General features: G+C 72.9%; 19 protein-coding genes. 14 read left to right on the top strand and 5 right to left on the bottom strand.

What is annotated here, in order from left to right; all coding sequences use genetic code 11:
• Window positions 1-51 precede the first annotated feature (51 nt).
• The 5 genes from E1283_RS13270 to serC all read left to right on the top strand — a co-directional run bounded on the left by E1283_RS13270 (window position 52) and on the right by serC (window position 4027).
• A complete protein-coding gene (locus E1283_RS13270; RefSeq protein WP_132818204.1) occupies window positions 52-531 on the top strand; it encodes a roadblock/LC7 domain-containing protein in 480 nt (159 codons plus the stop codon).
• Window positions 528-884: a DUF742 domain-containing protein gene (locus E1283_RS13265; RefSeq protein ID WP_132818203.1), complete on the top strand. Its 357-nt coding sequence runs from the start codon at window positions 528-530 to the stop codon at window positions 882-884. The genes E1283_RS13270 and E1283_RS13265 overlap by 4 nt, the downstream gene beginning before the upstream one ends.
• A complete protein-coding gene (locus tag E1283_RS13260; RefSeq protein ID WP_132818202.1) occupies window positions 865-1500 on the top strand; it encodes a GTP-binding protein in 636 nt (211 codons plus the stop codon). The genes E1283_RS13265 and E1283_RS13260 overlap by 20 nt, the downstream gene beginning before the upstream one ends.
• Window positions 1497-2828: a cytochrome P450 family protein gene (locus E1283_RS13255; protein WP_132818201.1), complete on the top strand. Its 1332-nt coding sequence runs from the start codon at window positions 1497-1499 to the stop codon at window positions 2826-2828. The genes E1283_RS13260 and E1283_RS13255 overlap by 4 nt, the downstream gene beginning before the upstream one ends.
• Before the next feature lie 80 nt (window positions 2829-2908).
• A complete protein-coding gene (gene serC, locus E1283_RS13250; protein WP_132818200.1) occupies window positions 2909-4027 on the top strand; it encodes a phosphoserine transaminase in 1119 nt (372 codons plus the stop codon).
• 142 nt (window positions 4028-4169) lie between these two features.
• Here serC and E1283_RS13245 read toward each other — a convergent pair whose 3' ends face one another.
• Window positions 4170-4991, bottom strand: a complete 822-nt coding sequence (locus E1283_RS13245) for an ABC transporter permease (RefSeq protein ID WP_132818199.1) — start codon at window positions 4989-4991, stop codon at window positions 4170-4172.
• On the bottom strand, window positions 4988-5995 hold the full coding sequence (locus E1283_RS13240; RefSeq protein WP_132818198.1) for an ATP-binding cassette domain-containing protein: 1008 nt from the start codon (window positions 5993-5995) through the stop codon (window positions 4988-4990). Before E1283_RS13240 ends, E1283_RS13245 begins: the two co-directional genes overlap by 4 nt.
• Window positions 5996-6104: 109 nt before the next feature.
• Between E1283_RS13240 and E1283_RS13235 the strand changes: the two genes are divergently transcribed.
• Entirely contained in the window at window positions 6105-6872 is a 768-nt protein-coding gene (locus tag E1283_RS13235) for a TetR/AcrR family transcriptional regulator (protein WP_132818197.1), read from the top strand.
• A gap of 12 nt (window positions 6873-6884) precedes the next feature.
• On the opposite strand, the gene E1283_RS13230 is transcribed toward E1283_RS13235, so the two are convergent.
• On the bottom strand, window positions 6885-7964 hold the full coding sequence (locus E1283_RS13230) for a hypothetical protein (protein WP_165956108.1): 1080 nt from the start codon (window positions 7962-7964) through the stop codon (window positions 6885-6887).
• 122 nt (window positions 7965-8086) lie between these two features.
• On the opposite strand from E1283_RS13230, the gene E1283_RS13225 reads away from it, so the two are divergent.
• The 6 genes from E1283_RS13225 to E1283_RS13200 all read left to right on the top strand — a co-directional run bounded on the left by E1283_RS13225 (window position 8087) and on the right by E1283_RS13200 (window position 13166).
• Complete coding sequence (locus E1283_RS13225) at window positions 8087-8620, top strand: hypothetical protein (RefSeq protein ID WP_132818196.1); 534 nt, start codon at window positions 8087-8089, stop codon at window positions 8618-8620.
• Between the two features lie 238 nt (window positions 8621-8858).
• Window positions 8859-9854 (top strand): aldo/keto reductase, encoded by a 996-nt coding sequence (locus E1283_RS13220; protein ID WP_132818195.1) that lies wholly within the window; start codon window positions 8859-8861, stop codon window positions 9852-9854.
• Window positions 9855-10030: 176 nt separating this feature from the next.
• A complete protein-coding gene (locus E1283_RS13215; RefSeq protein WP_132818194.1) occupies window positions 10031-10828 on the top strand; it encodes a hydrolase in 798 nt (265 codons plus the stop codon).
• Window positions 10829-10974: 146 nt separating this feature from the next.
• Entirely contained in the window at window positions 10975-11502 is a 528-nt protein-coding gene (locus tag E1283_RS13210) for a GNAT family N-acetyltransferase (protein ID WP_243744813.1), read from the top strand.
• A 35-nt stretch (window positions 11503-11537) separates the two neighbouring features.
• Entirely contained in the window at window positions 11538-12338 is an 801-nt protein-coding gene (locus tag E1283_RS13205; protein WP_243744812.1) for an alpha/beta fold hydrolase, read from the top strand.
• 12 nt (window positions 12339-12350) lie between these two features.
• Complete coding sequence (locus tag E1283_RS13200; RefSeq protein WP_132818193.1) at window positions 12351-13166, top strand: MerR family transcriptional regulator; 816 nt, start codon at window positions 12351-12353, stop codon at window positions 13164-13166.
• Window positions 13167-13259: 93 nt separating this feature from the next.
• Here the strand turns inward: E1283_RS13200 and E1283_RS13195 are convergent, their stop codons facing one another.
• Both E1283_RS13195 and E1283_RS13190 read right to left on the bottom strand, forming a co-directional pair.
• On the bottom strand, window positions 13260-14600 hold the full coding sequence (locus E1283_RS13195; RefSeq protein WP_132818192.1) for an MFS transporter: 1341 nt from the start codon (window positions 14598-14600) through the stop codon (window positions 13260-13262).
• Between the two features lie 98 nt (window positions 14601-14698).
• Window positions 14699-15142, bottom strand: a complete 444-nt coding sequence (locus tag E1283_RS13190; protein ID WP_132818191.1) for a MarR family winged helix-turn-helix transcriptional regulator — start codon at window positions 15140-15142, stop codon at window positions 14699-14701.
• Window positions 15143-15286: 144 nt separating this feature from the next.
• Here E1283_RS13190 and E1283_RS13185 point away from each other — a divergent pair, with 144 nt between their 5' ends.
• Together E1283_RS13185 and E1283_RS13180 are read left to right on the top strand one after the other, a co-directional pair.
• The gene (locus tag E1283_RS13185) at window positions 15287-15583 is read left to right on the top strand and encodes a DUF2530 domain-containing protein (protein WP_132818190.1); all 297 of its coding nucleotides are present in this window, start codon (window positions 15287-15289) and stop codon (window positions 15581-15583) included.
• A gap of 27 nt (window positions 15584-15610) precedes the next feature.
• The coding region (locus tag E1283_RS13180) for an HAD-IC family P-type ATPase (RefSeq protein ID WP_132818189.1) at window positions 15611-17504 on the top strand (1894 nt) is incomplete at its 3' end.

Raw genomic sequence — 17504 nt, 5'->3', positions numbered from 1 at the left:
CCCCACGCCCCGCACCAACGCCCACCTCGCCCAACCGGAGGACGACACCCCATGACCGCTCCATCCACGGGGGCCCGCCACGACCGGGCGGGCACCGGCGCAGCGGACGCGAAGCTCGACTGGCTGCTGGAGAACCTGCTCACCCGCACGCCCGGAGCCCGTCACGCGCTCGTCCTCTCCCGGGACGGCCTCAAGCTGTGTCGCACCCCCGAGCTGTCCGAGGACCAGGCCGACCAGCTGGCCGCCATCTCGGCCGGCATCCAGAGCCTCTCGCACGGCGCGTCCATCGAGTTCGGCGACGGTAGCGGCGGCGTCCGGCAGTCCATGACGGAGTTCTACGGCGGCATCCTGTTCATCGTCGAGGCCGGCGACGGCGCCCACCTCGCGATCGTGGCCGACGAGACCGCCGACGTCGGGCTCATCGGGCACAACATGAACGAGCTCGTGGAGCAGTTGGGCGAGTACCTGAGCGCGCCGCCCCGGCACACCTCCGGCGACGGCCCGGGCGGCGAGGGCGGCGAATCGGCATGAGCCGCCGGGGCCGGGACGAGGATCCCGACCGGCTGTACACGCTCACCAGGGGGCGGAGCCGGGCATCGGCCACGTTCGACCTGGTCACGCTCGTGGTGAGCGAGTCCGAGCCGGTGCCCGGCATGCAGTCGGAGCACCGCAGGATCCTGCGGCTGTGCCGCTACCCCACCGCCGTGGTGGAGTTGGCGGCCGATCTCGGGCTGCCCGTCACCATCGTCCGGATCATGCTGAGCGACCTGCTCGACCAGGGCCTCATCAGCGCTCGTCACCCCCGCACCTCCGCCGGCCGGGCGGACGGTCTCCCCGACTCCCAACTCCTTGAGCAGGTGCTCGTTGGACTCCGCAACCTCTGACCGCCCCGCCGTACGCAGCCACCTGGGCAGCCAGGCGAGCAACGGCCTGAAGATCGTGATCGTCGGCGGCTTCGGCGTCGGCAAGACCACCATGGTCCGCTCCGTCAGCGACATCCGGCCGCTGAACACGGAGGAGATCATGACCAGGGCCGGACAGGAGGTGGACGACCTCACCGGGGTGACGGGCAAGACGTCCACCACCGTCGCCTTCGACTTCGGGCGCATCAGCCTCAACGAGAAGACCGTGCTCTACCTCTTCGGCGCGCCGGGCCAGGAACGGTTCTGGTTCCTGTGGGACCGGCTGTTCTCCGGCACGCTGGGCGCGGTGGTGCTGGTGGACACCCGTCGGCTCCAGGACTCCTGGTACGCCATCGACAGGCTGGAGCACCACGGCACCCCGTTCGTGGTGGCCCGCAACGACTTCGGCGGCCCGGCCCACACCCACGAGCAGATCCGCGACGCGCTCGACCTGCCGGCCGACGTGCCGATGATCGACTGCGACGCCAGGTCCCGGGCGTCGAGCAAGAGCGTGCTGATCGAGCTCGTGACCCATCTGTACCGGCTGTCCACCGCTCGCGAGGGCGCCCGCGCGGGCGCCCCCGGGGCCGTCGGATGACCGTGCCGGCCCGCTCCTCGACGCCGGACGCGGTGCCGCTCGACGCCGAGCGCTTCCACACCGACCCGGTGTCGCTCTACCGGGAGCTGCGGCACCGGCATGGCTCGGTGGTCCCGGTGCTGCTGCCCGGCGACATCCCGGCCTGGCTGGTCATCGGCTACCGGGAGGTGCACCGGGTCACCTCCGACCCGGAGACCTACACCCGGGACGCGACGCACTGGAACCAGTGGGCGAGCGTGCCGGTCGACTGGCCGCTGCTGCCGCTCGTCGGCCGTCCCGGCACCGCGACGGCACGGGCCGTGGGCGGCGGGCGCGCCCACCGGGCCGCGGTGCTCGGCGAGGCGTTGGACGCCATGGAGCCCGGCGAGCCGCGCCGGCACGCGGAACGGATCGCCGACACCCTGATCGACGCGTTCTGCCGGGACGGGCGGGCCGAGTTGGTCGCCGAGTACGCCGCCCGGCTGCCGATCCTGGTACTGGCCGAGCTGTGCGGGCTCGCCGAGGACGAGACCCCCGACCTGGTCCGCGCGCTCCGCTCCGGGGCGGACCGGGACCGCGTCACCGCGCTGATGCGGCGGCTGCTCGCCCGCCGGCGGGCGGCGCCCGGCGCCGACGTGGCGTCCAGGCTGCTGGCCGCGGCATCCGGGGCATCCGGGGCGTCCGGGGCCGACGAGGCCGAGCCGGCCGGGACGGAGCCTGCCGAGACGGAGCTGGCGGAAGACCTGGCGGCGCTGTGCGCGGCCGGTTACCTGCCGACCGCCGACTGGCTCGGCGGCACGCTGCGGCTGATGCTGACCGACCCCCGCTACGCCGAACCCGAGGCCGGCGGCCGGCTCGGCGTGGACCGGGCGATGAACGAGGTGCTGTGGCGGGACACCCCGACGCAGAACGTGATCGGCCGCTGGGCCACCCGCGACGCCCAACTCGGGCCGCGCCGGCTGCGCGCCGGCGACCTGCTGGTGCTCGGCCTCCAGGGCGCCAACGGCGACCCGCTGGTGCACGGCACCAGCGCGCCGGCCGCGTCGGCGGCCGCGTTCTACGGGCTCGCCGGGCTGGTGAGCGAACCGGAACCGGTGCCGGAGCCGGCCCTCGGCGGGCCGGCCAACAGCGCCTACCTCTCCTTCGGGCACGGCGAGCGGCGCTGCCCGTTCCCGGCCCAGGAGATCGCCGAGACGATCACCAGGACCGGCGTCGAGGTGCTGCTCGACCGGCTCCCGGACGTCGAGCCGGCCATCGCGACCACGGAGCTGACCCACCACCCGTCACCCTGGCAGCGCGGCCCGACGGCCCTGCCCGTCCGCTTCACGCCGATGCCGGCGTCACGCTGACCGGGGGCCGTCAAGCCGCCGTCAGGCTGACGAGGTACACCAGATGTGCGGTACGGGCGTGGAGGGGCTACGCTCCGGCCGTGGCCGATATCCAGATTCCCGCTGACATCAAGCCCGCCGACGGCCGGTTCGGTTCCGGCCCCTCCAAGGTGCGCACCGAGGCGCTGAACGCCCTGGCCGCGACCGGGAGCTCGCTGCTCGGCACCTCCCATCGTCAGGCCCCCGTGAAGGACCTGGTCGGCCGGGTGCGCGCAGGGGTGCGCGACCTGTTCTCACTGCCCGAGGACTACGAGGTCGTGTTGGGCAACGGCGGCTCCACCGCCTTCTGGGACGTGGCGACGCACGGCCTGATCGAGGCCAAGTCGCAGCACCTGTCGTTCGGGGAGTTCTCCTCGAAGTTCGCCAAGGCCGCCAGCAAGGCCCCGTGGCTCGACGAGCCGACGGTCATCACGGCGACGCCCGGTACCCACCCGCAGCCGCGGGCCGAGCGCGGCGCGGACGCCTACGGCCTGACCCACAACGAGACCTCCACCGGTGTGGCGGCCCCGATCGCCAGGGTGCCGGGCGCCGACGAGGGCTCGCTGGTGCTGGTGGACGCCACCTCGGGCGCGGGCGGCCTGCCGATCGACATCACCGAGTCCGACGTCTACTACTTCGCGCCGCAGAAGTCCTTCGCGGCGGACGGCGGCCTGTGGGTGGCGGTGTTCTCGCCGGCGGCGATCGCCAGGGCCGAGCGGATCGCGGCCTCCGGCCGGCACATCCCCGAGTTCTTCTCGCTGCCGACCGCCATCGACAACTCGCGGAAGAACCAGACCTACAACACCCCGGCGCTGTCCACGCTGTTCCTGCTGAACGAGCAGCTGGAGTGGATCAACGGCCAGGGCGGCCTCGCCTGGTCCACCGAGCGCACCGCCGACTCGGCGTCCCGCCTCTACGGCTGGGCGGACAAGGCCGAGTACGCCACCCCGTTCGTGACGGACCCGGTGCAGCGTTCGCAGGTCGTCGGCACGATCGACTTCGTGGACGAGGTGGACGCGTCGGCGGTCGCCAAGGCGCTGCGGGCCAACGGCGTCGTGGACACCGAGCCCTACCGCAAGCTGGGCCGCAACCAGCTGCGCGTCGCGATGTTCCCGGCCGTCGACCCGGCCGACGTGGAGGCCCTGACCCGCTGCGTCGACTACGTGATCGAGCGGCTGTAGCGACGAGTTGAGGCGGGGGCCGCTCGGCGGCCCCCGCCGTCGTTCCCATCGGACGTGACGACCGGCGTCAGCACGCCGTCCGGTCCCGACCCCCGGCCTGATCAACGTCCCGGCACCGCCCGGGATACGGCCGTCCGGGTGACTACCGGCCCAGGGCCTGGTAGCGGCGGACCGCCAGCGGGAGGAAGACGGCCGTGATGGCCAGCGGCCAGACGACGGACATCAGCGGGGCGTGCTGTTCTATCCAGCTGTCGCCGGCCGTGGTGGAGACGCCGAAGAGCTCGCGGATGGCGGTGGCGGTGGAGGAGACCGGGTTCCACATGGCGATCGCGCCGAGCCAGTCCGGCATCATCGACGGCGGGGTGAAGACGCTGGAGATCATCCCGAAGGGGAAGGCGACCGCGAACAGGTTGCCGGCGGCCTCCTGGTTGGGGACGAGCAGCCCGAGGTAGACGCCGATCCAGATCAGCGCGAACCGCAGCAGGAGCAGCAGCAGGAACGCGTAGACGGTCTCGACGAGCGAGCCGTCCGAGCGCCAGCCGATGGCCAGCGCGATCAGGGCCATCACGGCGAGGTCGATGCCGGCGTGCAGCACGTCGGCGACGCCGCGGCCGGCGACCACGGCGGAGCGGGCCATCGGCATCGACCGGAAACGGTCGATCACGCCGCGGTCCTTCTCGACCGTCACCGCCATCGCCGTGTTCATGAAGCCGAAGGCCATGGTCATGGCGAACATGCCGGGCATGACGAAGGTGGTGTAGTCCTGGCCGCCGCCGACGTCCATGGCGCTGCCGAAGACGTAGACGTAGAGCAGCACGGAGACGATGGGGAAGCCCAGCTGCCAGGCGATCAGGGACGGTTGCTTCGCCAGGTGGCCGAGCTCGCGCCTGACGATGGTCCAGCAGTCGACGAACTCCCAGTAGAGGCGGCGCTCGTCCTGCTCGGTGGTGGTGGGGGCGCTCATACCGCGTTCTCCTTCTCCGTCGTCTCCCGCTCGGCTCCGCCGGTGAGGCGCAGGAACACCTCGTCCAGGGTGGGGCGGCGCAGCCCGATGTCCAGGACGGCGACGCCGGCGTCCTGGAGTTCGCGCGCCACCTCGGTGAGGGCCGCGACGCCCTCGGTCACGGGTGCGTGCACCCGGAGCTCGGCCTCGTCCGTCTCGGGTGGCCGGCCGCCGGCCGCCACCCGCGCCACCGCGCCGGCGGTGAGCGGCAGGTCGGCCGGGTCGGCGAGCACCACCTCGACGCGGTCGCCGCCGACGGCCCGCTTGAGGCCGGCGGGGGTGTCCTCGGTGATCTTCCGGCCCTGGTCGATGACGCAGATCCAGTCCGAGAGCTTGTCGGCCTCGTCCAGGTAGTGGGTGGTGAGCAGCACGGTGGTGCCGGTGGCGGTCAGCCCGCGCACGGCGTCCCAGACCTCGCGCCGCCCGCGCGGGTCGAGCCCGGTGGTCGGCTCGTCGAGGAACAGCACCTCGGGCGCCAGGATCATGCTGGCCGCCAGGTCGAGCCGGCGCCGCATGCCGCCGCTGAACGTCTTCACCTGCTTGTCGGCGGCCTCCAGGAGGCTGAACTGCGCCAGCAGCTCCTCGGCCCTGGCCCGGGCCGCCGGGTGGCCGAGGTGGAAGAGCCGGCCGAACATCCGCAGGTTCTGGCGGGCGGTCAGGATCTCGTCGACGGCCGCGTGTTGGCCGGTGAGGCCGATGCGGCGGCGCACCAGGTCGGGTCGGCGGACCACGTCGTGGCCGCCGACCTCGGCCCGGCCGCCGTCCGGCCGCACCAGGGTGGACAGCATCCGGACCGACGTCGTCTTGCCGGCGCCGTTCGGCCCGAGGAGCCCGCACACGGTGCCGCGCCGCACGCGCAGGTCGAGGCCGTCGACGGCGGTCTTGTCGCCGTACTGCTTGCGCAGCCCCTCGGCGATCACGGAGTACTCGCCGGCTTCGGCAGCCGCTTCGGTAGCCGCGGTCATGTGCCCCCTCCAATGGTGTTCCCGTCACGGTCGCCGCCAGTCTAGCCGCCGCTGCGTACGCCGTACCCAGTATTTTCCCGTGCGGCCGCCACACGTAGAATCACCAGGCATGACGTCGGCAGCACACAGCGGACGCGGCGACATCAGCCGCAGCCTCGACCTGATGTGGCGCGGCCGCGAGCCGTCGTCCAGGGGCCCCAAGCCGGGGCTGACCCTGGAGCGCATCGTCGAGGCGGCCGTCGAGCTCGCCGACCGCGACGGCATCGCCGCCCTCTCCATGCGGAACGTGGCGACGGCGCTCGGCGTCGGCACCATGTCCCTCTACCGCTACGTGCCGGGCAAGAGCGAGCTGCTCGACCTGATGCTCGACCACGTCGAGGCGCCGGGCCCCGGCCCGGCGGAGACGACCGGCAAGGACTGGCGCACCGCGCTGCAGACCGTCGGCGAGGGCAGCTACCGGCTCTTCCTCCGGCACCCCTGGCTGCTCCAGGTCAACCAGGCCCGCCCGCTGCTCGGCCCCAACGCGCTGCTCAACTTCGAGTTCACGCTGGCCGCGCTCGACGGCCTCGGGCTGACCAGCCGGGAGAAGATCGGCCTGATCACCACCCTGGACGCGTACGTCAGCGGCCTGGCACGCCAGCACGTGCTGGCGGCGCAGGCCAACGAGGAGGCCGAGCTGTCCCAGGAGCAGTTCTGGGCGACACAGGGCCCGGTGATGACGCTGGCGTACGAGAGCGGGGCCTACCCGCACGTGTTCGCGCTGGATCCGGAGACGTTCTCCGTGGAGAGCCCGGAGTACACCGTGCGGTTCGGTCTCGCCAGGCTGCTCGACGGATTCGAGGCGTTCATCGCGACGCGGAACGGCGACGCCGGCTGAGGGCGCGCGCCGTCAGGCGCTCCCGCCCCGGCGGCGGCCGCCACCGCCGCGGCCCAGCCGGAGCAGCCACGCCAGCAGCGCGACGCCGCCCACGACCGCCGCCACCAGGGGCAGCGGGAGCGAACCCTCCTCGCCGTCCGGGTCGCCGGCCGCCGCGTCGCCGCCGCCCGTGCCGTCCCGCCGCCCTTCACCGTCCCCGGCGGCCGCGTCCTCGTCGCGCGCCGAGTCGGGCAGCAGCTCGCCCTCCAGCTCCACCGGCTCGACCCCGCTGCCCGCGCCCTCGGTGCCGAACATCAGCGTGCGGCCGTCCGGGGTGAACGTGACGGACTCGCCCTGCTGTTGGACCGGCGGGAACAGGCTGCGGTCGATGGGCTCGGGCCCGGCGTCCGTCCAACGGAACATCCGGGCCACGAAGTAGCCGCGCAGCATCAGCCGCGAGCCGTCGGGCGAGAAGGCGCCGTCCGTCACCCACACGCCGAGGTCGGCCGTCCGCTCGAAGGTGTTGACGCCCTCGGCCGAGAGCTCGGCGGGGCCCGCGTAGAGCGCCGCCGTGCCGTCGTCCTTCTTGCTGGCGATGTAGACCCGGCCGGTCACCGGATGCACCATCAGCGCCTCGGCGTCACGCGGCCCGTCGTCGTAGACGACGGTGTACACGGTCGGCGTGACCGTGGTGTCGGCCAGCTCCGCCGGCTCGGGGAAGCGGTAGATCCACACCTCGGACCAGCCGCCGTCGAAGTTGTCGCCGATGTCGCCGACATAGACGTCGCCGTCCGGGCCGAGCGAGATCGCCTCCATGTCCCGCGCCTCGACGCCCTGGAGGGTGACGGTGGCGACCGTCTCCCCCGTGGTGCCGTCCACCGCGTAGACGTTGGGGCCCGCCGGATCCTGGTCGTTGTGGGTCCAGTAGACGTCCGGGTGCCGGGTGCTCGCCGCCAGGCCGCTCGACTCGGTGATCCGCGGGTCGTCGATGGTGAAGGAGGGCGGCGCGTCGGCCGCCGCGACCCCGGGCGTCGCCGCCAGAAACAGGAGGCCGGCGCCGACGACGAGGGCGCGGCGGGCGGTGGTCGAACACGGAACGGTCCAGGTCGGCATGGACCAAGCCTGCCATCCCCCAGTGTGACGGTGACATGGCACGTTGCGATTCGTCGAATGATCTGTCGAACTGCGCTCAGCAACCTTGTGGCCACGCTTCGCGACCTCTAAGGTCGCTGACCATGACTACCGCACACGGCCGGGCCGTGGCGACCGCGGACCCCATCACCGCCGATCGCCCACCGATCCTCCCCACCCTGGCCGCCCTGGCCGGATCGATCACGGCGATATCCGGTTCGTTAATGGACTGGTCGGAAATCGAGCACGCCCAGTGGGGCACCAGTCAGGTCTCCGGCCTCGACGTCGACGGCCTCTACACCCTCAGCGCCTCGGTGCTCGCCGCGCTGCTGCTGATCGGCGGACTGCTCAGCAAACGCGCCCTCGTCGTCCTGTGCGCGGCCGTGCCCTCGGTGGTCAGCATCGGCCTCGCGCTCCGCACCCTGGCCGATCCCGAGCAACTCGCCCGCACCTACCTCGCCGACGAGATGGGCGCCTCAGGTGAGCGCGCCCAGCAACTCCTCGACTCGCTCGTCGAGTTCTCGACCACCACCGGCCCCTGGATCGTGCTGGCCGGCGCCGGTCTGGCCGCGCTCGGCGCCGTCGTCGCCGGTGCCCGCGGCTTCAACGGAAGGCGCCGTTCCGAACCGGCAGGTTGAGCACATCGCGAGAACATTGCGCGAAGGATTGTCAGCAACAGGCGACAAATCGGACGATCACGTTGCGGCGACCGGTACGGCTCCGTACGGTCGCTGCACGTGACTGGTTTCGGACAGGCAGAGCCGACCAGGCCGTCGACCGTGCCGCCTGCGGGGGGCGGCGCGGCAGGCGCCGCCACCCGGGCCGGGCGCCGCGTCCCACTTGCCTGGAGCACACTCCACGGCGTTGGCTGACCCCATGAAGTACACACAGCTCGGACGCACCGGACTCAAGGTCAGCCGACTCGTCCTCGGGACCATGAACTTCGGGCCGCTCACCGACGAGGCGGACAGCCACAGCATCATGGACGCGGCGCTGGACGCCGGGGTCAACTTCTTCGACACCGCCAACGTGTACGGGTGGGGCGAGAACAAGGGCCGCACCGAGGAGATCCTCGGTTCCTGGTTCGCCAAGGGCGGCGACCGCCGCGACAAGGTCGTCCTCGCCACCAAGGTCTACGGCGACATGACCGCCGAGAACAACGGCTGGCCCAACCACGACCGGCTCTCGGCCCTCAGCATCCGCCGCGCCGTCGACGCCAGCCTCCGCCGGCTGCGGACGGACCACATCGACCTCTACCAGTTCCACCACGTCGACCGGAACACGCCGTGGGACGAGATCTGGCAGGCCATGGACGTGCTGGTGGCCCAGGGCAAGATCCTCTACGCCGGCTCCTCCAACTTCGCCGGCTGGCACATCGCCGGCGCCAACGAGGCCGCCGCCAGGCGCGGTTCGCTCGGCCTCGTCAGCGAGCAGTGCCTCTACAACCTGGCCGAGCGCCGTGCCGAGATGGAGGTGGTCCCGGCCGCCGAGCACTACGGCCTGGGCGTCATCCCGTGGTCCCCGCTGCACGGCGGGCTGCTCGGCGGCGCGCTCCGCAAGGAGCGGGAGGGCGGCGGCACCCGCAGCACGGGCGGGCGTTCGGCCGACGCGCTGGCGGACGCCAGGACCAGGGAGCGGATCCAGGCCTACGAGGACCTGCTCGACAAGCACGGCCTGGCGCCCGGCGAGGCGGCCCTGGCCTGGCTGCTGACCCGCCCCGGCGTCACGGGCCCGATCGTCGGCCCCCGGGTGCGGGAGCAGCTCGACTCGGCGGTGCGCGCGGTGGAACTCGAACTGGCCGACGAGCTGTTGACCCAGCTCGACGACATCTTCCCCGGCCCCGGCGCCTCCCCCGAGGCGTTCGCCTGGTGACCCGCTGACCGGCCGGGGCCCGCTCACCCGGGCCCCGGCGGCCGCCGGGTAGCGGGTCGGCCCGAACCGGGGCTATGGTCGGTGGCGGCGGGCTTGGGAGTGCTCCCAGAACGGTTCGGACGGACGGTGTGCGGCGGGTGGAACCGCGGCCATCGCCCCTTCCCTCTGGAGGCCCCATGCGTTCCATCCGTGCCCTGCCCCACCTGCTGACGGCCGCGGCCGCCACCCTCTGCGCGGTGCTGGCGACGGCCGTACCGGCCGCGTCGGCCGCGCCGGCGGCGGTCGCCGCCTGCACCACCGACGGCTTCTGCGACGACTTCGAGAGCCAGACCGGCGCCCAGCCCTCGGGGCGTTGGGCCGTCCAGTTCCCCGACTGTTCCGGCACCGGAACGGCCGCCGTGGACACCGCCGTCGCCCACACCGGCACCCGCTCGCTCCGCGTCAACGGCGGGACCGGCTACTGCAACCACGTCTTCGTCGGCACCACGCTGAACGACGTCGCCACCGACTCCGGCCTCTACGTGCGCTTCTGGGTCAGGCACTCCACCGCGCTGCCGACGCAGCACGTCACGTTCCTGGAGATGACCGACGCCGCCGACGGCGGCCGGGCCCTGCGGATGGGCGGCCAGAACGCCGCCCTCCAGTGGAACCGGGAGTCCGACGACGCCACTCTGCCCGAGCAGAGCCCGGCCGGGGTCGCGCTCAGCGGGCCGCTGCCGGTCGGCGCGTGGTCCTGCGTCGAGTACCAGCTCACGCCGGGCGCCGGACTGTTGCGGACCTGGGTCGACGGGACGCCCGTCACCGGGCTGGAGGTGGACGGCGTACCGACCCACGACATCGACGGGCAGTGGCTCAACAGGACCTGGCGGCCCGACCCCGTCGACCTGCGGTTCGGCTGGGAGAGCTACGGGGAGGGTGCCGACACCCTCTGGTACGACGACGTCGCGGTCGGCACGACCCGCGTGGGCTGCTGAGCGGTGGTCGCCGACCGGCCGGCCGGGCCGGTACGTCCGGCTAGCCGACGGCGGCCGCCAGCACCACCACGGCCAACAGCGCCACCAGCGCGGCGGTCACGATCCGGTTCCTGGTCCTGGCATCCACCCGTCTAGTATCCGCCCTCATGAGCGACATAGACATCCGGGCCGGTGGCCCGGCGGACGTCCCCCTGGTCCTCGCCATGCTGGACGGCGCCGTGGAGTGGCTGGTGGCCCGCGGCCGCACCGGCCAGTGGGGCACCGAGCCGTGGTCCGCCCGGCCCAAGGCCGTGGCACGGGTGGGCGAGATCGTGGCCTCCGGCACGCCCTGGATCGCCGAGATCGACGGCGTCCCGGCCGGCACCGTCACGCTGACCCCTGAGCCGCCGACGTACGTCGACCCGGTGGACGAGACCGAGGTCTACGTCCACCTGCTGGTCACCGACCGCCGCTTCGAGGGCCGGGGGGTCGGCGCCGCCCTGCTGGCCCACTCCGTCGCCGAGGCCCGCCGCCAGGAGATCGACCTGCTCCGCGTCGACTGCTACGCCGGCGACGACGGCCGCCTCGTCGCCTACTACCGCGACCAGGGCTTCACCCCCGTCCGCCCCTTCACGGTCGGCGAGTGGCCGGGTCAGCTCCTCGCCCAACGCGTCCTGACGAACGGCCCTGTTTGACCCTGCCGCAGGGGCAGGCCCCCAGCATGGTCGGCATGACGACGACGGACGACGCGGCGCGGCCCGCGCGAGGCGACGGAACGACGCGGCACTTCACGGTCCACCACGACGGCGTCACCATCCCGGTGTCCCGCGGTGGCCGGGGACGACCGCTCGTCCTGTGCCCGGGGCTGAACTCGACCCAGGCCGACCTGCGTGAGCTGATCGCGCTCCTGCGCCGCGACCACGAGGTGATCGCCTTCGATCTCAGGGGCCACGGCGTCACCTCGTCCGCCGCCGGCCGCTACCGCTTCGAGGCGTTCCTCAGCGACCTCGGCGCCGTGCTGGCGGAGGTGGGACGCCTGGTCCCCTCCACGCCGCCGCTGCTCGTGGGCTACTCGCTGGGCGCGGACCTGGCCGTGCACCACGCCTCCGAGCATCCCGACGCCGTCGCCGGGCTCGTCCTTGTCGACGGGGCGAACCCGCTGCCGGAGCCGTTCGTCTCCGAGGCCGACCTCGCGGAGTTCCTCGCGCTGGCGGAGGACCTGGCGGCGCGGCGGGAGTCGCTGCTCACCGCCCGGGAAATCCACGACCTGAACCTGGAGATCGACCTGGTCAGGTCGGGGATCCTGGACCGGTACCGGAAGATCGACCGCCCTGTCAGCATGATCATGTCGACCTCGATCGCCGGTGACAGCGCCGAGGGACGGGCGCCGCGGCACAACCGGCTCTGGCGCGCCGGCGTCGAGCGGCTCGTCCGCGAGTGGCCGCACGTCGCCACGCACTGGCTGGACGCCGACCATCGGCTGGTCTTCACCCACGCCCGGGACGTCGCCCGGATCATCCGGACCCACTAGGAGACGTATCCGATGCTGACCATCGGCGAGTTGGCGTCGTACGCCGGAGTGACGGTGCGCGCGGTACGGCACTACCACGCCAGGGGGCTGCTGCCCGAGCCGGAGCGTGACCATTCCGGCTACCGCAGATACGGTGCGGACGCCGTGGTCGAGCTGATCAGGATCCGAACGCTCGCCGAGGCCGGTGTCCCGCTGGCCCGCGTGCGGGAGCTGCTGCGGGCCGACGGGCAGCAGTTCGACGCGGCGGTCGCGGAGATCGACGAGCGGCTGCGGGCGGAGATCCGGGAGCGACAGCGGCACCGCGGACGCATCGCCCGCCTCGCCGCCGGCGAGCGGCTGGCGTTGCCGGCCGAGGTCGTCGACCTCCTCGACCGGCTGCGGGCGCTCGGTGTCGACGAACGGATCGTCCGCGCCGAACGCGACGGCTGGATCCCGCTGGCCGCGCACTCACCCGAGCGGGTCCCCGAATGGGTGGCCCGCAAGCGGGAACAGCTCGCCGACCCCCGGTTCGTCGACTTCTACCGCACCCTGAGCCTGGCCCTCGACCGGCCGGACGAGGACCCGGCGCTGGTCGGGCTGGCCGACAGGCTGGCCGCCTACCTCGCCTGGGTGGCCCAGGAGTGGGGCGAGGAGTATGTGGACGACGCCGGCCTCGAACCGCCGCTCACCCGGCAGATGGACGCCCTGGCCTTCGACACCGTGCCGTCGGCCCGCCGGCTGGTCGACCTGCTGGGTCGACGCGGCTGGACCGGCTGGACCAGGCTCGAACGGGTGGCACCGCCGGGGGCAGGCGCCCGCCCGGCCAGGCGCCGCCACCACGACCGGTAGCGACGACCGGTAGCGACGACCGATGTCGGCGGGACCGGATCCGGCCCCGCCGGGGGCGGGGCCGGGTCGCTCGCGTCGGGACGGCGCGCGTCGTCAGGCCGCCCGCGCGCTGGGGATGGCGGGGACCTCCTCGCGGGGGACGAGGGAGACGCGGCGGCGGCCGTCGCGGAGGATGATCCGGAGGCGGAGGCCGCCGATCCTGGCCAGGACCAGGGCCACGGCCACCGCGGCGCCCAGGCAGATCGCGCCGCCGACCATCATCCCTATCCGGGCGCCCAGCTCGTCCGTCAGCCAGCCCATCAGCGGCCCGCCGATCGGCGTGCCGCCCACGAAGACCATCATGAAGAGCGCGATCACCCGGCCCCGCATGGCCGGGTCGCTGGCCACCTGGATGCTGGAGTTCGCCGTCACCTGGAACGCCAGCGCCGCCATCCCGACCGGGATCATCAGCACCGCGAACAGCCAGAACACCGGCGACAGCGCGGCCACCATCAGCGCCAGGCCGAAGGCCGCGCCCGCGGCCACGGTGAACCGCATCCGTCTGCTGCCGCGGCGGGCCGCGAACAGCGCGCCGGCCACCGAGCCGGCCGCCATCAGCGAGTTGAGCAGGCCGTAGGTGCCGGCCCCGGAGTCGAAGACCCGGTCGGTGAAGGCCACCAGCCAGATCGCCGCGTTGAAGCCGAACGTGCCGATGAAGCCCACGAGCACGATCATCCACAGCAGGTCGGGTCGGCTCCCGACGTACCGCAGGCCCTCGCGCAGCTGTCCCTTGCTGCGGGGGGCGCGCTCGGCCGGGTTGAGCTCGGAGGTCCGCATCAGGCAGAGGCCGATGATGGGGGCGATGAACGAGAGCCCGTTGTAGAGGAACGCCCAGCCCGCGCCGACCGAGGTGATCACGACGCCGGCGACGGCGGGGCCGACCAGCCGCGCGGACTGGAAGTTGGCGGAGTTGAGCGAGACGGCGTTGCGCAGCAGCCCTGGCCCGACCATGTCGGAGACGAACGTCTGGCGTGCCGGGTTGTCGATCACGGTCGCCACGCCCACCGCGAACGAGAGCGCGTAGACGTGCCAGACCTCGACGACGCCGCCGAGCGTCAGCGCGGCCAGCGTGAGGCCGGTGATGCCGAGCGCCGCCTGGGTGGAGATCAGCAGTCGCCGCTTGTCGAGCCGGTCCGCGAGGACGCCGCCGTAGAGGCCGAAGAGCGCGAACGGCAGGAACTGGAGCGCCATGGTGATGCCCACGGCGGCGGCCGAGTCGGTGAGCTCGTGCACCAGCCAGTCCTGGGCGATGCGCTGCATCCACGTCCCGATGTTGGAGACGGCGGAGCCGAAGAAGTGGATCCGGTAGTTGCGGACCCGGAAGGAACTGAAGGTCGATATCTTGTCGGTCGTCGCGGGTGCGGGTGCGGAGTCGGCTCCGGGTCCCGAACTCAAGGGAAACACTCCTTCGTGCTGTGGTTCCTATCGGTGCGTCGGTGCGTGGGCGGGGTGGTCGGGCGGCTCGGGGAAACGTGGTGCAGGCGCTCGCGGCGCTACAAGTGGGCGAGTTTGTGCAGTACGGGCGCCGCGTCGCGCAGCGCGGCCCACTCGTCCTCGTCGAGTTCCTCGATCAGCTTGGCCAGCCAGGCGTTCCGCTGGCGGCGGCTCGACTCCAGCATCTCGGCGGCCTGGTCGGTGGTGGCGACGAGCTTCTGTCGGCGGTCCTCGGGGTGCGGTTCGAGACGCACCAGGTGACGCTCCTGGAGCAGCGCGATGATCCGCGTCATCGACGGCGGCTGCACGTGCTCCTTGCGGGCCAGCTCCCCCGGCGTCATGGCGCCGCAGCGGGAGAGCGTACCGAGGGCGGAGAGCTCGGCGAGACTCAGCCCGTGGTCGACGCCGAGATGACGCAGCCGGCGGGACAGTCGCAACACGCCCATACGGAGCGTGTTCACCGCCTCGGCGTCATCCGGGTCGTCCATCATCGCCTCGGGCATGCGTCACCACCGTCTGCTCATTAGCTTGCCTAACGAAATATATGACGATCATAGGCCCGGGTCCATTCCCCTGCACCCACCCGGGTGAGACGGGAGTCCTACGTCACACCCGGGCCGCCCGCGGGCGGCGGCTAGTCTTGGCGCATGCGCTGGGGTGACGTGACCAAGGGAAAGCGGGAGGCACCCGAGCCCCTCGAGGGCAACGTGGTGGCCACCATCCTCACCGGCACCGTCGTCTGGGCCGTGGTCCTGGTCGCCCAGCTCCCCTTCTACTCCTGGTACGCGGACCACGGGCACACCCGCTGGCTGTGGTCCTGCGCGGCCGGCGTGGGCCTCGGGCTGCTCGGTCTGCTGATCGTGCACCGGCGCGAGGCGGCGCTCAGGGCCGCCCGCGCGACCGCCGGCGGCGCCTCGCCCGGGCAGGGCGCTCCGCAGGACTGAGGCCGCGCCCGGCCGTACCGTCGGAACATGACGGAGACGCCGGAGCCGCGGCAGTCGCGGGACACCCCGGCGGGCGGCCTGACGGCGGCCGAGGTCGCGGAGCGCGTCCGGCACGGCCAGGTCAACGACGTACCCGCGCGCTCCTCGCGCCCGGTGCGGGAGATCGTCCGGGCGAACGTCCTCACCCTCTTCAACGGGATCATGGGGACGCTCTTCGCGATCATCCTCGTGGTGGGCCCGATCCAGGACGCGCTGTTCGGCTTCGTCGTGGTGGCCAACGCACTGATCGGCATCGTGCAGGAGCTGCGCGCCAAGCGGACCCTGGACAGCCTGGCCGTGATCGGGGAGGCCCGCCCGACGGTGCGCCGGGACGGCGAGGCGGTCTCCGTCGCCACCTCGGAGGTGGTGCTCGACGACCTGATCGAGCTGGGCCCGGGCGACCAGGTGGTGGTGGACGGCCGGCTCGTCGAGGCGGACGGCCTGGAGGTCGACGAGTCGCTGCTGACGGGCGAGGCCGACCCGGTGCTGAAGCGGCCAGGGGACCGGGTGCTGTCCGGCAGCTTCGTGGCGGCGGGCGGCGGCGCGTTCCAGGCGACCCGGGTGGGGCGGGGCGCGTACGCCGCCCGGCTGGCCGAGGAGGCCACCCGCTTCACGCTGGTCGGCTCCGAGCTGCGCGAGGGCATCCAGCGGATCCTGCGGATCTGCCTCGCCGTGATGGTGCCGGCGGGCGTGGGCCTGGTGATCAGCCAGCTGGTGGTCTTCAACAGGACCGACACCTTCGGCGCGATCCGGCGGGCGGTGGCCGGCATCGTGGTGATGGTGCCCGAGGGCCTGGTGCTGCTGACGTCGGTGGCCTTCGCGATCGGGGTGATCCGGCTCGGTCAACGCATGTGCCTGGTACAGGAGTTGCCCGCCATCGAGGGGTTGGCCCGGGTGGACGTGGTCTGCCTCGACAAGACGGGGACGCTGACGGAGGGCGGCATGGACGTGGCCGAGGTGCGCCCGCTGGGCGACACCTCGCGCCGACTGGCGGGGGACGCGCTCGGGGCGCTCGGCGCGGCCGAGCCGCGCCCCAACGCCAGCCTGCGCGCCGTCATCGCGTCGCACCCGCCGCCCGAGGGTTGGCGGGCCGCCGAGACGCTGCCGTTCTCCTCGGCCCGCAAGTATGCCGGGGCCGCCCTCACCGGGCCGGACGGCGCGACCGCGGTCTGGCTGCTCGGCGCCCCGGACGTGCTGCTGCCGTCCGGTCATCCACAGCTTGTGGATATCGAGGGGCTCAACGCGTCCGGGCTGCGGGTGCTGCTGCTCGCCCACACCGACCGACCGCTCTCCGAGAATCCCGAGGGGGTCTCCCCCGCGGCCCTGGTCATCCTGGAGCAGCGGCTACGGCCCGACGCCGGCGACACGCTGCGCTACTTCGCCGAGCAGGGCGTCGCGGCCAAGATCATCTCGGGCGACAACGCGGTCTCGGTGGGCGCCGTCGCCGCCAAGCTCGAACTGCCGGGCGCCACGGACGCGGTCGACGCCCGCCGGCTCTCCGCCGGCGACCTGGAGCGGGCCACGGTCTTCGGCCGGGTCACCCCGCAGCAGAAGCGGGAGATGGTCGGCGGGCTGCGCGCCGGCGGCCACACGGTGGCGATGACCGGGGACGGCGTCAACGACGTGCTGGCGCTCAAGGACGCCGACATCGGCGTCTCCATGGGCTCGGGCTCGCCGGCGGCCCGGGCGGTGGCCCAGATCGTGCTGCTGAACAACAGCTTCGCCACCCTGCCGTCGGTGGTCGCCGAGGGGCGGCGGGTCATCGGCAACATCGAGCGGGTCGCGGCGCTGTTCCTCACCAAGACGGTCTACTCGGTGGTGCTGGCGGTCGTCGTGATCGCCACCGCCGTCCCGTACCCCTTCCTCCCCCGCCACCTCACGC

Origin of the sequence: Streptomyces hainanensis, from assembly GCF_004348415.1 — a bacterium.
GTDB classification, from domain to species: domain Bacteria; phylum Actinomycetota; class Actinomycetes; order Streptomycetales; family Streptomycetaceae; genus Streptomyces; species Streptomyces hainanensis.
Note: the sequence above shows the minus strand (reverse complement) of the source record. Positions and strands in the feature narration are given on the sequence as shown.